Source organism: Chitinophaga agrisoli, assembly GCF_008386695.1.
GTDB classification, from domain to species: Bacteria; Bacteroidota; Bacteroidia; order Chitinophagales; family Chitinophagaceae; genus Chitinophaga; species Chitinophaga agrisoli.
This window is the reverse complement of sequence record NZ_VUOC01000001.1, coordinates 1306048-1320506: the sequence shown is the minus strand read 5'-3', so window position 1 is coordinate 1320506 and position 14459 is coordinate 1306048. Positions and strand designations below refer to the sequence as shown.

Below are 14459 nucleotides of genomic sequence, written 5' to 3'. Positions count from 1 at the left end.
CTTTTTTTTTAGCAGATATTCCGCTATCTACCTAAATAAAAAACCAGATGTTTTTCTGAAGATTTGTTCACTTTGACATTCAGCGTAGTAGAGATGACGGTGAGGAGCTCGTCAACATTGGCAACGTTGATCTCTCCTTCGATTTTCATTCGCCGGATGTGCTCGTCTTTTGTTTCAACGGTATAGCCGTAGTTGTCCTGGAGTGTTTCGATTATTTCCTCCAGTGCGGCGTTGGTAAAGATTATTTCCTTCCTGGTCCAGTCCTTTAGCTTTTCTGGCCTTTCTAGTTTTTGGTTGCGTAGCAGCGATTCGCCGCCGTATTCTATATAATCACCCGGTAACATCACGATAGCCGGCCTATCATGCGTACCTGTGGAATTTACTTTGATCTTACCTGTAACGAGCCCTATGTTAGTTTTTCCGTGGCGGCTTTTCACATTAAAGGAGGTGCCTAGTACTTCTATTGTTATGTCTTTACTATGTACGATAAACCGTTCGTGCGGGTGGATGTGTAACGGATCTGTATTAATATGCGCCACATCGAAGAAGGCTTCGCCTTCTATCCACACTTCGCGGGGGGCGCTGGTATCCCAGCTGTTAGCGTAGTGCAGGCTGGAGTTGGCGTTGAGTATCACTATGGAATGATCCGGCAGCGTTACGGTACGTTTTTCTCCGTAGCCAGTGTCTACGATCTGTTTGCGGTGCATGAACTGGAGGGTAAGGTACCCGGTGGCCAGTATCAGCAGCAGCGAGGCAGCTATTTTCATCCAGGGGCGTAGCCAACGGAGCCGTGCCTTTTGCGCGGGGAGAGTGTCCCGCGAGGCGCGGGATGCCTTCGTCGCCTGCGGCGCCTCCGGCAACTGCTGCTGTCCTTCCAGCGTTTGGGTGATCCTGTTCAGCAGGGCCGCTTTCCGGTCTGCCGCGGTGGTTACCTCCTGGCTGCGGTAGGTTTGAATGAATTGTAAAGCCTGTGTAAAGTTGCCAGCACTACCAGGGTATGTTTCCGTAAAAGAAGACCAGAAGCGGCCGGCCTCTGTCTGGCCCGGCACTGCGCCGGTAGCCCATTTGACAAATGCATCATCATCCAGGAAATCCTGTAAGCTATATGCTATGTATTTGTCGTTATGCATGCATTAATGGGCCGTTTAAATCTATTAGACAAAAAGAGGAAAAATTATCCCTCCCATTCCTGAAAAAATTTAAAGAAAATTTCAGATTGCAGTAAAATGCAGTACAGTAGCGCCAAAGCGCGTTTATTTAAAATGCGCTGGAGATTTTCCAGCGCTTTATATAATAATTTATAGGCGGAGTTGGTGCTGATGCCCATGATGTCTGCAATCTCATCATACGTGGCGCCTTCGAAAAAACGGAGGAAGATGATCTCCTGCTGGCGGGCGGGCAGTTTTTCTATAAGGGCGGCTACCTGTTGCCGCAGTTCCTGCGCCTCTATATTTAAGGTAAGCTCCTGTTTAAAGGTAACGGTGAAGCGTTCGCTGGCTGCCACGCCATCAATGTCCACTACCTTCGCCTGTGATTGTATTTTGCGGAATAAAAGGGTGCGCAGGGATTTATAGAGGTAATTCTTTACCGATGCGGGAACACTGAGGTTATTGCGGCTGGTCCACAGCTGTACAAACAGATCATGTATGGCATCCTGCACCAAGTCCGCATCGTCTGTAAATTTAACGCCATAGTTATTCAGCGGCGCGTAGAACGCTTCATACAAAGCCGTATAAGCTGTCCAATCGCCCTGTTTAAACGCATTCCACCATGTTATATGGTTCTCAGATTGCATGCAGCGTAGATAAATAATTGCGTGTTCAAAAAAGGAGGATCGGATAATAATACAAAAAAGTTTCTACATTACCTTCATGTCATCATACGCCCTCATTACCGGGGCCAGTAGGGGAATAGGCCGGGCCATGGCTCACCTGCTGGCTGCTAAAAATATAATCTGCTGCTGGTAGCGCGCTCCGGCAGCGAGTTACAAGAGCTGGCCGGCCTGTTATCCACCCAATATAATATTACCGTGCATTACCTGGTGCAAGACCTTTCTGTAGCGGGCGCTGCCCTACAAGTATATGAGTGGTGCGTGCAGGGATTGTTTGCGGGTAAGGCGGAGATCATACCCGGGGTACTGAATGTGGTGACGGCAGCGGCGGTAAGGTTGTTGCCCAAGGGGGTGGTGGAAAGTGTGGCGGCGGGGTTGTATAAAGTGAGGTAGATATGGTCCGGATTTTGCACCATACATCTGTCGTATTGGTCACGCAATAGGTATATTATTAAGGGCACTAGCCAACTGTTTGCCCCGCCTGGAGTTTATAATCAAACGTTAAAACATGTGAAAAAGCTTCCCTAATAGGGCAAAAAGGCTTATTATTGATAGCGCAAAAAGGTTTGTGATTGATGAATTATCCCGGTAACAGTTCTTTTACACGGTCTGTCAAGGGGAAGGTGGTGATTGCCTTCCTGGCAGGTTGTATTGCCCTGGGACTAGCGTGGATAGTGAGCCGTACCGCATTCCGGGAAATGCTGCACACGGTAAAAAGCCTTTCTGAGCCTAATGAGAAACTGCGGATCGTAAACACCCTTTTCCGCGATATTACCCAACTTGACCAGCTACAGAAACGGCAAGCCCTCATCAAGGCCAATTCCTACAAAACTTTCCTGAACGAATCCAAGATGCTCCGCCTGGCAATGGATAGCCTGCGTGATCTGTACCGCGATAATGCCAATCAAAGGGAACGCCTGGATTCTATGAAACACCTGCTGCTGGAGCGGGATAAGCTGTTCCTGAACTATCTGCAGGTAAGACAAGGGCTGGTAGACAATAACGATCTTACCAAACAGATACAGACCCTTTCCGAACTGATCCTGAACAGCGCCCCGCAGATAGACAGTACGGTGATCACCACAGAGAAAAAGATCTCCACCACCTTTATATACCCCTCTGATTCCGCCACCGTGGCGGAAAAGGAAGAAGAAACGCCGCCTGTAAAAAGCGGTTTCTTTAGCCGCCTGTTTGGTAAGAAAAAGCCAGAATCGCCCCCGCCACCGGCGGAAGGTGAGGCCGAAGTGCCGCCACCGGCCCAGCAGGCGCCCACTAAAATGGTGAAGGAAGAGGTGAATGTGAAAATAGACACCCTGGCCCTGGCCAAACAGGACAGCATTATGTGGGAGGTTGAAAAGGCTATGCAGGACTATGAAAAAGAGCGCCGCCTGCAGAGCAGCCGTTTTGTGAACCGGGAAATAGAGCTGGCCAACGCCAGTAATGTGCTGACCAGCCAAATGCTTTCTATCCTGCAGGAAGTAGAAAAAGAAGTGGTGAAACAGGAGGAGCATAACAATGTGCTGGCCAGAAACACGGTTAGCACCAGCGTTATGCGCATCAGTATCATCATGGGCGTGTTCCTGCTGCTGATGGCCATCCTTGTATATCTTATCCTTACCGATATAACCCGGAGTAATGCGTACCGGCAAGAGCTGGAACAGGCCAAGGAGGAAGCGGAGTATCATGGCATGGCCAAACAGCGTTTCCTGGCCAATATGAGCCATGAGATCCGGACGCCCTTACAGTCCATTATTGGTTATGCGGACCTGCTGCGGCAGCAGGACAAACCGTCCCGGAAACACCTGGACGCCATCTTCCACTCCTCTGAGCACCTGCTGCATATTGTGAACGAGGTGCTGGATTATAGCCGCATCATCTCCGGGAAGTTCACGTTTGAGCGCCGGGATTTTGACCTGCGCCCATTGCTGGAAGAGGTAATAGCGGTGATCCGTCCGCAGGCGGAGAAAAAAGCGCTGGTCCTCGCCCTGAACAATAATATTACAGGCGGCGGCGTGGTGAACGGAGATCCCTTCCGCCTGAAACAGCTGCTATATAACCTGCTGGGTAATGCCATTAAGTTTACGGACGAAGGGCAGGTTACCCTGAGTGTGGAGGATAGCGCCACCACGGAAGACGATGGCGTACTGCTGACGTTTACCGTAAGCGACACCGGCAAAGGCATTTCCCCCAAGGATGTGCGCCGCATCTTTAACCAGTTTGAACAGGCTACCGATACCGCCAATTATAACGGCACCGGGTTGGGACTAAGCATAGTAAAAGCCCTCACGGAAGCGCAGAATGGCTCCATAGAGGTGACCAGCGAACCGGGCAAGGGCTCCAGCTTTGCCATAGCGTTGCCCTTTGCAGCCGCCAGCGGTGCGCCTATACTGCCGCTTACAGAGGCCACCCATTATTATGGCCATTTTGAGGGTAAGGTATGGGTAGTGGATGATGATCCATTTATCCTGCACCTGTGCTCCTCTATTTTTGAAAAACATGCCATTGCCCATAAATGCTTCCATCTACCGGAAACCCTGCTGGAAACACCCTGGGATGACGACGTAACGCTGATACTGGCAGATATGCGTATGCCGGGCATTAATGGCGCAGAGCTGTGCCACCGGCTACGGACCTATATACCGGACGATGTGAAGATCTTTGCCCTTACCGCGCAGGCCTTACCGGAAGAACGGGAGGCGGTGCTGCAGGCAGGCGGGTTTGATGGCCTGCTGATGAAGCCATTCCGCGAAGCGGAGATCCTGGCCCTGCTGGATGAGCACTATGTAGACGAAGGCGGCGATTATGAAATGGAAAACGAGGAGGAAGATATTGACCTGGCCGCACTGGAAAAACTGACTTTTGGGGATAAAACCCAGATCCAGAAGATCCTGGAACGTTTTAGCAATGATAACCGTTATGACCTGGACCAGCTGTGTATGGCGGCTAAGGGTGAGGATATGGAGCAGATGATGCTGTTACTGCACCGGATGGCCGGCCGTACTGCCCAGATAGGGGCGGGTGAACTGGCGGCCAGGATGCGGGTACTGGAAATATCGCTGCAACAGGATACCGTCAGCCCCAGTGACGCCGCAGCAGCGATAGACCAGGTGGCCGTAGCCATGAGGGCTTTGCTGTACAAGGTAGACTCCCTGTTTATCCCTCAATCTGATACTTCTCCATCTTTTTATAAAGCGTCTTACGATCAATATTAAGCAGCCGGGCGGCTTTGCTTTTATTGTTCTTTACCTGGCGCAGTATTTCCCGGATCAATTCTTTTTCATTGGTTTCATTAAGGGCCTTGAGGTCTGTACTGGGTGATTTGGGCATCTGGTTCACAGAGAAGGTCATCTCGTCAGGGAGGCTTTCCATACCGGCGGTCTCTGTTTCGGAGAGTAATACCATCCGCCGGATTACGTTCTTAAGCTCACGCAGGTTACCCGGCCAGTCGTACTGGCGGAACACGGTCATGGCGCCGGAAGAGATCCGTTTTACAGAGCGGCCCAGCTCCTGGTTGGCCAGCTTGATGAAATGCTCGGTGAAGATCTCCAGGTCCTCTTCCCTTTCCCGTAAGGCGGGTACTTCCATCTTAAACTCGTTAAGACGGTGGTAGAGGTCTTCGCGGAAATTGCTTTTACCTGAGGGCAGGTCTTCGTTGGTGGCGGTGATGATACGTACATCCACCTTTATCTGCTGGGTGCTGCCAATGGGCTGTATAACCCTTTCCTGCAGGGCGCGGAGCAGCTTTACCTGTACTTCGTAGCTAAGGTTGCCTACTTCATCAAGGAAGAGGGTACCGCCGTTGGCGGCTTCGAACAGGCCTTTTTTGTTCTGGAGGGCGCCGGTAAAAGCGCCTTTAATATGGCCAAACAGCTCGCTGGCGGCCAGCTCTTTGGAGAGGGCGCCACAATCCACGGCGATGAAAGGCTTCTCTGCCCGTTTGCTGAGGCTGTGGATAGAGCGGGCCACGTATTCCTTACCGGTACCGCTTTCCCCCAATATGATCACAGACATATCGGTAGGGGCTACCAGCTTAATGTATTCGTATAATTTATGGGAAACCTCGCTATCGCCTTCAATAAAACCAGATAATACCTTTTGCTGGCTGGCAGGCTCAGCATCCTTACGGTTAAGCGCTTCATTGAGCACGAGCAGCATCTCGTCAGCGTTTACCGGTTTGGTGATATAGTCGAAAGCGCCGGAACGCATGGCCTGTACAGCGGTGCGCACGTCGTTAAAGCTGGTCATGATAATGGCGGGTATATGCATGCCCCGTTCTTTGGCGGCAGCCAGTACTTCCAGCCCGTTCCCATCCGTAAGGCGATAATCCAGCAGCAGCAGGTCGTACTCTTTCTTTTCCAGGGAGCGGACGCCGTTCTTTACGTTATAAACAGCATCTACGTCATGGCCATGCTTCTTCAGGAAGCCTTCCAGGATCTGCGAAAAAGTAGTGTCATCCTCGACAAGTAATATATTGGGCATAGCGTGTATTATTCTGGTACTCCGTTTAACTGTAATATTAGTCAACTAATGCGGATTAAACAAAAATAGAGAAGTCCCCCCTAGGGGGGACTTCCGTTGTTTATCTACTGCATGTCCAGGGTTCTCTTGGTTAAGTAACGGATTGGATTAAGCAACAGGTTTACCGTCTTTATCTAATTTTACGGTTTTTGCTTCATCACCTTTCTTCAGCTCAATTTCATAGAATTCTGAGCCGCTGGCAGGTTTTACCCAATAGGCCTTGTCTGCTGTCCACTCTTTGTATTCATCTGTAGCCAGGGTAGTCTTCACGGCATCGGGCAGTTCTTCTACCTTCACGGGTTTCCTTTCATCCTGCACCTGTACCTGAGCTACTGTTTGTTTGTGGTTGGCACTAACGGTCAGCATACCTGCAAAAGCAACGAACATCAATGATAATGCAATCTTTTTCATGGCTCAATATTTAAGATAAGCAAAAAGGTTTAACACCTTTATTGTATGAAAAATATGCCACCATTTTGGCTGAAATGGATGAGATTGATTATGAACACTTTCTACGCAAAACAATGCGTACCCCTCACACATTAAACATGAGGATGGACTCCCATTATTGAGGATAAAGTCAGCATATCTGAAACGCAAAAAGCCGCCAGCCATCAGCGATTGCAGGGAATTTGCCCGTTGATGATCAGCGACTTTTTGATGTTCCGGAGGAATGGGAACGGATGTTATATTGTTGACAGCCGGTGGCTGGTCAGTTAAGTTGACCCTTTATTGCGCCACGCTTACCGGTACTTCCTGTACCAGCGCTATATGCATGTGCAGCTTCACTTCATCGCCCAGTATGAGGCCACCGGTATCTGTGGTAGCGCTCCAGCGCAGGCCGTAATCAGAGCGGTGCAGGCGGCCGCTGAGGTCAAAACCCGCTTTGGTCTGGCCCCAGGGATCGCGGGTGCTGCCGTTGTACGTAACATGCAGCTCTATACTGTGCGTGTGGTTGCGTATGGTGAGATCGCCTATGAGGCGGTAATGTTCATCGCTTACTTTTTTGACCTGTCTGGATACAAAACTTATCCGGGGAAACTGGTCGCAGTCAAAGAAATCCTGTGTTTTCAGGTGCTCATCGCGCTGGTGGTTGGAGGTGGTTACGCTTCTGGCGTCTGCTTCAAAGCTGATACGGGCGTCATGAAAGTCCTCGCTGTTGGTGTGAATGGTTCCCTCAAAGTTGGTAAATCTCCCGCTCACATTCGTGATCATAAGGTGCTTTACTTTAAATCCTACTTCGCTGTGTGCTGCATCAATTTTCCAGGTAGTCATATTATGAATGTTTTTTAGTCCTTGTTCCTTACGAATACGTAAATGCTTTCCATTCCGTTTTCTGATGATTAAAATTAATTGTTGTAACAATTATACATAGTGCACTATTTGCCGGAAATAGTGTACTTTTTTAACATTTATAACTTTTAACATTTCATTATAAAATGCCATTCCCTTAGGCAGCAGGCATTATAACGGGGCAGGACAGCTATGTAACTATGTATGTACAAACGGGTAACGTGCAGAATTTCATTATTTTCATCCAAAACGGAGCTGATGAAGATATTATTGGTGGAGGATGAGCCGAATGTGGTATCACTTATAAAAAGAGGGCTGGCGGAATCCGGCTATGATATCAGCGTGGCCATGGACGGGGTATCTGGTCTGCAAATGAGCACTGACCATGATTTTGACCTGGTGATACTGGATATTATGCTGCCTGGCATCAATGGCGTGGAGATCTGCCGCAGCATCCGTAAGCAGAATAAGGAGATCCCCATCATGATGCTGACCGCATTAGGCACCACGGAAAATATTGTAACAGGACTGGACAGCGGCGCCGACGATTACCTGGTAAAGCCTTTTAAGCTGGCGGAACTAAGCGCCCGGGTGCGGACCCTTACCCGGCGTATAAAAAGCGTGCAGCCGGAGGAACACTTGCTGCGCATAGGGGACCTGGAACTGGATACCACCTCCAAAACCGCCCGCCGCGACAACCGGCAGCTGAACCTGACGGCCACAGAATACCGGCTGCTGGAATTCCTGATGAAACATCAGCGCAGGGTATTATCCCGCATCGAGATCCTGGAGCATGTATGGGATATTGATTTTAACCTGGGCACCAATGTAGTGGATGTATACGTAAACTACCTGCGGAAGAAGATAGACAAACATTTCTCCTCTAAACTTATACATACTGTGGTAGGCATGGGGTATGTAATGCGCGAAGAATATGAAGATACGAAATAAGATAGCCTTTCTTTTTACCGGCCTTACAGGGGGCATTATGCTGCTGCTGAGTATTTTCATTTATTATTTCGTCTCCCGCAGCACTTTCCAGAACTTCTACCACCGGCTGGAAGTAAGGGCCCGGATAGTAGCGCATGCCAAACTGGAAGAAGACAAGCTGAATACGGATATCTATTTCCGCTTAAAGGAGGAACACCTGGAGAACCTGCCTTTTGAGAAGGACTATTACCTGGACTTTAAACCCGGCACAACGGAACTGAAGGAGAAATCGCCCCTGCCCCTGCCCACCTATTTCTATACAAATGCTATTGAAAACGGCACTACGCGCTTTTACCGGGATGGCATTTTTTATACCGGTTTATATCTGGGCAAGGGGCATGATTTTATGGTGGTGACCAGCGCGCAGGATGTGTATGGCACGGAGGAACTGCAGAACCTTAAGCAGGTACTAACGGTGGGCCTCCTGGTGTTTACCGTGGTGGTATTCACCACGGGTATTGTTTTCAGCAAACAGATCTTCCAGCCGGTGCGTGATATTGTCTATAACGTGCAAAAGATCAGCGCCAATAACCTGCACCTACGGTTAAACACCGGTAATGGCACCGATGAGATAGCGGAACTGGCCATCACCTTTAATGATATGCTGGCCCGCCTGGAGACCATTTTTGAAACGCAGAATAATTTTATCAGCAATGCCTCGCATGAATTCCGCACGCCGTTGACCATCATCTCCGGGGAAGCGGAATTGGCCATGCAGAAAAGCAGCCTGCCGCCGGAGCACCGGGCTTCCTTTGAACTGATCATGCAGGAAGCAGGACGGCTGAACCAACTGGTGAGCAGCCTGCTAAGCCTGGCGCAGACAGGTTTTGACGGTCAAAAGCTGCAATGGGAAAAGATACGGCTGGATGAGCTGCTATGGAGCGTGAAGACCACGGCAGATCAAATCTATCCTAACAACCAGGTGGTCCTGGACCTGAATAACCTGCCGGAAGAGGCGGATAACCTTAGCACAGAAGGCAGCCTTACCCTATTAAAACTCGCGCTGAGCAATGTAGTGCTGAACGCCTGTAAATACTCCGATAACCAAATGGTAGTGGTACAGCTAACGGCCACGCCGCGCATCCTCATGATCACGATCACTGACCAGGGTATAGGGATACCGAAAGGCGAGCTATCCCAGGTATTTGTGCCATTTTTCCGGGCCTCCAACACATCCCCCTATGAAGGGCATGGTATTGGATTACCTTTAACCCTGAACATCATCCGGCTGCATAAAGGCTCTATAGATATACAAAGCCAGGAACCGCGCGGCACCATGGTGAAGATCTACCTGCCGGTAGCAATAAGCTAATAATCAACTACATACCTATTCTCTAATCCCGTTCTAATCTCTTCCTCATAACATTCTAATGCTGCTCTTAAGCCGCCCTAACCCCGCGGGTGTTTCTTTGTGCTACAAAACAAGAACATCAAAAAACATTGTGTATGAAAAATATTTTAATCCCCACTGACTTTAGCGTACGCTCACTGGACATGGTAAAGGCGGCAGTAAACGCCGAAATTAACGAGCCTATGAACATATTGCTGGTGCATTTCTTTAAAATGTCTGACAATATCCAGGAACTGATGATGCTATCCCGCCGGATGAAAGATTACGAGCACATCAGCGAAGAATTCCGCAAGGTGTGCGCGGAACTGGAGAAGAGTTATCCCGCCCGTATTAACAGTATTAAGGTAGAATGTTTTTATGGCAGCACCATTGCGGTGTTCAAGAACTTCCTGTTTGGCAATGCTATTTCGCTGATCGCATATGACCGGTATTACCGTTTTAATAAGGTAACCAAAAACAGTATCGATCCCTTGCGCATTATTGAAAAGTCCGGCTGTCAGCTGTTGTCCTTAACGCCCAATGGCCGCGAAGATTCCCTGCGTATAAAGATCCTGCGGCCAGCTGCTACTGCCTGATCATTTTAGAACGGCTGTTACTGCAGAACGGCCGTTTGTTCATGTCCCAACTAAAATTGTGTTGTATGCTACTTAAAGAGAATATTCCTTTCGGTTACGTGTTTGGTAAGATCAAGTTTGAACTTGTATGGATATCGCTGTATGCTATGGCGATCGCTATCTTCCATCATAATTTCCATGCGTTAAGGATTTCCGTGCCCATAGCCATACCGGCTATACTGGGCACGGTGATCTCGTTGTTATTAGGTTTCCGCTCTAACCAGGCTTATGAGCGCTGGTGGGAGGCCCGTATTATCTGGGGCGCAATTGTAAATGATTCGCGCACGCTTACGCGGCAGCTGATCACGTTTACCGCCCACCCGGAGGAGACGCCACCGGAGGTGATGCGTTTCCGGGAACTGTTTGTAAAACGGCAGATCGCCTGGTGTTATGCACTGGGGCAATCCTTACGTAAGCTGATGCCTATGCATGGGTTGGACCGGCTGATCAGCGCGCGGGAACTGGAATATATTTCCAAATTTGATAATAAACCGGTAGCCTTACTGGAGCTGCATGCCCGCGATCTGGACTATGCGCTGAAACAGGGATGGATCAACCGTTACCAGCAGGTGGAACTGGACAGAACGCTGACGCGGCTGTGTGACTCAATGGGAAAATGTGAGCGTATCAAGAATACAATATTCCCGGCCACGTATAGCCTGTACATCCATCTCACCATGAACCTGTTTATTATCCTGCTGCCTTTTGGCTTGATAGAATTCTTTGGGGTGATTGAGATACCGCTGGTGGTAGCGATCTCTGCTTCCTTCTTGTTGATCGAGAAAATGGCCATCCATTTGCAGGACCCGTTTGAGAATAAACCTACGGATACGCCGGTGACGGCTATCTCCCGGAATATTGAGCGGGATCTGAAGCAGATATTGCAGGACAGGCAAGTACCGGAGACGCAGCAGGCAGAGCGGTTCTATATATTGTAATTGTACCGTGGTAATTATATTATAGCCATTGTGATGGTAACATGGTAGCGGTTGGCGCGAGTACGAAGTAACATCACTGTTAACCCCCCCGCAGGCAATGTTAGAATCTAACATTGCCTGCGTTATTTAAAGTTCAGATAACATATCCGCATATTAATACTCCATCAAGCGGCGTATTTTCGGGCCGTAATCAAAGCCATATTTTATCTAAAGCAAACTTCAGAGCATTCCATTAAAAACACGAACCGGAGCAATCCTATTAATTCCCTTTTTTGAAAACCATCTAAACAAACTATCATGAAGATCCAGGCCCGTTATGCCATCTTGTTGGTGCTGCTATTAGCTGCATGTACCAAAGAAGCTGTTACACCGCCTTTACAACCTATGCCCGGCAATGCGCAGATGTCTGCCAATATTGCTGCGGTAACCACTTTATCTGAGACCTTTGAAACCGGCTCCAAGACGGCCTATGCCACCGGCAATGTTACCCTGGGCAGCGGATCATGGAGCTTTAACGACGCATTGGTTGGCGATCTGAGCACAGACGCCAAAACAGGCGCTAAGAGCGCCCGTATCCGCAACACGGGTAGCCTTACCATGAACTTTGACGCCACTGGCGGCGCTACCACCATCACCATTGGCCATGGCGTGTTTGGCAGTGATGGCAGCAGCACCTGGCAATTGTGGATCTCCACCAATGGCGGCAGCAGCTACAGCCAGGCAGGCAGCACCATTACCAGCTCTTCTACCAGCCTGCAAACGGCTAGCTTCACTGTTAACATCAGCGGCAGCTACCGCCTGTCTATCCGCAAGGTATCCGGCGGCAGCAACCGTATCAATATTGACAATATCACGGTAAGCTCCGGCAGCACCGGCGGCGGTGGCACGCCTACCCCCGGCGATAATGATAACCTGCTGCTGGGCAATCCAAGCGGCGCGGTAGCCAGCACCTCCAATCCCGGCAACTACCTGATGGTAAGGACCTATTATACGCTGTCTTATAACCGTGACCGCGGTACCCCTAACTGGGTTAGCTGGCACCTCGGCAGCTCCGACATTGGCAGTGCTGACCGTCAGGATGATTTCCGCGCGGATAATACCCTGCCTTCCGGCTGGTACCAGGTACAGGCCACCAGCTATTCCGGCAGCGGTTTTGACCGTGGGCATAACTGTCCCTCTGCAGACAGGACTTCTTCTACCACGGCCAACTCTGCCACTTTCCTGATGACGAACATGATACCGCAGGCGCCTAATAATAACCAGCAGACCTGGAATAACCTGGAGAGCTATGGACGCTCACTTGTATCCGCCGGGAATGAGGTGTATGTTATTATGGGTAGCTATGGCACTGGCGGTACCGGCAGCAATGGCACGGTAAATACTATTGATAATGGCCATGTGACTGTGCCTGCCCGTGTGTGGAAAGTACTGGTGGTGATACCGAACGGGAATAATGACCTGGGCCGTATTACAACCGGCACACGTGTGATTGCGGTGAATACGCCGAATATTAATACTACCAGCACAGATTGGAAACAGTACAGGACTTCTGTAGATGCGATTGAAAGCGCTACGGGGTATGATCTTTTATCTAGTTTGCCGGCGTCTGTGCAGCAGACGATAGAGGCGAGGGTGGATAACCAGTAATGGTTGGGATAAGGCATTGATTATAGCCCGGTCGGAGACGGCCGGGTTTGTTTTTTTTGGAACGCAGTGCGTACCAAATTCGCCGGAATTTCAAGCGCCAAATTGTGGCCATTTCAATAAAAGCCATCCGAATTACTAAAAATTTTAGTAATTTAGAATATGGAAAAGCGACCCCTATATACCATTGGACACGGGCGAAGGACCATTACGGAACTTATTGAGCTACTGCATACCTACCAGATCCGCTACCTGATAGATGTGCGCTCCATTCCTTACTCCCGTTTTAACCCCCAGTTTAACCGTAATCAGTTACAGACTGCGCTGGCCCTGCAGGGCATCCGTTATGTATTTATGGGCGACAGCCTGGGAGGGCGGCCGTCGGACCCGGATTGTTACCAGACGGATGGCTGTGTAAATTACGAGGTGATCAGTGCGAAGGACAGTTTTAAGGATAGCATCCGCCGGCTTCAAAAGGCGTATGCACAGAATGTGCCGCTGGCGATCATGTGTAGTGAGAGTGATCCGGCGAGGTGTCACCGCAGTAAGCTGATAGGCGCAGTGCTGGTGCAAGAGCAGGTGATCGTGCATCATATTGATGAGAAGGGGTTGATAAAGGAGCAGATGATGGGGATTGTTTGAAATGGGATGGGTAACTGTTGATGGTCCGGTAGATGCTATGGTGTATTCAAATATAGTAATGGGACTTTTAGGTTAGTTAGCGATCAATAGCGTTTACAAAAGATAAAAGCCACTGAAGAGCAGCAGCTTTTATCGAAGCGGATAAGTTTAGATGTAGTAATTAGTTTATGAGATACGTCAGCCTGCCAGGTACCCAATACGGTTAGGGCTGGCATTCTTGTTTAAAACCTATTGTTGGTCCATTAGTTTTATCCAGTCCTTTATGACCTTTTGGAGATCTGCTTTATGCTTTTTCACATCGTCCATTGAATGAAATTTTGCATATGCTTTGCCTTTAGGCGCAGGTTCAAGCAATCCGGTCTTATCGTTTAACAGTTCGCCTTTGTGGAAAATGAAAACGACATAATCTGTAATTCTGGGATTCATGGTGGCCATTGGTTCTTGGTAGTCAAAACTTGGGCCGCCCCATTTTACGTCTTCTTCCAGTTTTGTGCTGGCTTCGCGGATAATCTTAATGACTGCTTCAATTTCAGCTTTTAAGGGATGTGTGAGTTTACTTACAAACTCGTCGATTTTGTTGGTCGTGGGCATGATGCTTTTGGTTTTATGAATATAGGTAAGACTAAAGATAATACGTG

14 protein-coding genes are annotated in these 14459 nt (G+C 49.2%); 8 read left to right on the top strand and 6 right to left on the bottom strand.

The window, feature by feature from the left end; all coding sequences use genetic code 11:
- Positions 1-23 precede the first annotated feature (23 nt).
- On the bottom strand, positions 24-1130 hold the full coding sequence (locus F0L74_RS05480; RefSeq protein ID WP_149836802.1) for a FecR family protein: 1107 nt from the start codon (positions 1128-1130) through the stop codon (positions 24-26).
- A gap of 44 nt (positions 1131-1174) precedes the next feature.
- The gene (locus tag F0L74_RS05475) at positions 1175-1795 is read right to left on the bottom strand and encodes an RNA polymerase sigma factor (RefSeq protein ID WP_149836801.1); all 621 of its coding nucleotides are present in this window, start codon (positions 1793-1795) and stop codon (positions 1175-1177) included.
- Between the two features lie 234 nt (positions 1796-2029).
- On the opposite strand from F0L74_RS05475, the gene F0L74_RS33620 reads away from it, so the two are divergent.
- Together F0L74_RS33620 and F0L74_RS05465 are read left to right on the top strand one after the other, a co-directional pair.
- Entirely contained in the window at positions 2030-2224 is a 195-nt protein-coding gene (locus tag F0L74_RS33620) for a hypothetical protein (RefSeq protein ID WP_213086896.1), read from the top strand.
- Between the two features lie 182 nt (positions 2225-2406).
- Complete coding sequence (locus F0L74_RS05465) at positions 2407-5043, top strand: hybrid sensor histidine kinase/response regulator (RefSeq protein WP_246197647.1); 2637 nt, start codon at positions 2407-2409, stop codon at positions 5041-5043.
- Here the strand turns inward: F0L74_RS05465 and F0L74_RS05460 are convergent.
- The 3 genes from F0L74_RS05460 to F0L74_RS05450 all read right to left on the bottom strand — a co-directional run bounded on the left by F0L74_RS05460 (position 4985) and on the right by F0L74_RS05450 (position 7624).
- Positions 4985-6310 (bottom strand): sigma-54-dependent transcriptional regulator, encoded by a 1326-nt coding sequence (locus tag F0L74_RS05460; protein WP_149836799.1) that lies wholly within the window; start codon positions 6308-6310, stop codon positions 4985-4987. The genes F0L74_RS05465 and F0L74_RS05460 overlap by 59 nt on opposite strands.
- Positions 6311-6457: 147 nt before the next feature.
- Entirely contained in the window at positions 6458-6760 is a 303-nt protein-coding gene (locus tag F0L74_RS05455; RefSeq protein ID WP_149836798.1) for a hypothetical protein, read from the bottom strand.
- A gap of 318 nt (positions 6761-7078) precedes the next feature.
- Positions 7079-7624 (bottom strand): YceI family protein, encoded by a 546-nt coding sequence (locus F0L74_RS05450; protein WP_149836797.1) that lies wholly within the window; start codon positions 7622-7624, stop codon positions 7079-7081.
- Positions 7625-7900: 276 nt separating this feature from the next.
- On the opposite strand from F0L74_RS05450, the gene F0L74_RS05445 reads away from it, so the two are divergent.
- From F0L74_RS05445 to F0L74_RS05420, 6 genes are all read left to right on the top strand, one after another.
- A complete protein-coding gene (locus F0L74_RS05445) occupies positions 7901-8593 on the top strand; it encodes a response regulator transcription factor (protein WP_149836796.1) in 693 nt (230 codons plus the stop codon).
- The gene (locus tag F0L74_RS05440; protein ID WP_149836795.1) at positions 8577-9944 is read left to right on the top strand and encodes a HAMP domain-containing sensor histidine kinase; all 1368 of its coding nucleotides are present in this window, start codon (positions 8577-8579) and stop codon (positions 9942-9944) included. The genes F0L74_RS05445 and F0L74_RS05440 overlap by 17 nt, the downstream gene beginning before the upstream one ends.
- 134 nt (positions 9945-10078) lie before the next feature.
- Positions 10079-10558 carry a hypothetical protein gene (locus F0L74_RS05435; RefSeq protein ID WP_149836794.1) on the top strand — a complete coding sequence of 160 codons (480 nt, stop codon included), beginning with the start codon at positions 10079-10081 and terminating at the stop codon, positions 10556-10558.
- A 65-nt stretch (positions 10559-10623) separates the two neighbouring features.
- The gene (locus tag F0L74_RS05430) at positions 10624-11535 is read left to right on the top strand and encodes a bestrophin family protein (RefSeq protein WP_149836793.1); all 912 of its coding nucleotides are present in this window, start codon (positions 10624-10626) and stop codon (positions 11533-11535) included.
- Between the two features lie 297 nt (positions 11536-11832).
- Positions 11833-13182 carry a DNA/RNA non-specific endonuclease gene (locus tag F0L74_RS05425; protein ID WP_149836792.1) on the top strand — a complete coding sequence of 450 codons (1350 nt, stop codon included), beginning with the start codon at positions 11833-11835 and terminating at the stop codon, positions 13180-13182.
- Between the two features lie 159 nt (positions 13183-13341).
- Positions 13342-13821 carry a DUF488 domain-containing protein gene (locus F0L74_RS05420; RefSeq protein WP_149836791.1) on the top strand — a complete coding sequence of 160 codons (480 nt, stop codon included), beginning with the start codon at positions 13342-13344 and terminating at the stop codon, positions 13819-13821.
- Between the two features lie 228 nt (positions 13822-14049).
- On the opposite strand, the gene F0L74_RS05415 is transcribed toward F0L74_RS05420, so the two are convergent.
- Complete coding sequence (locus tag F0L74_RS05415) at positions 14050-14412, bottom strand: DUF1801 domain-containing protein (RefSeq protein ID WP_149836790.1); 363 nt, start codon at positions 14410-14412, stop codon at positions 14050-14052.
- Positions 14413-14459: the final 47 nt, after the last annotated feature.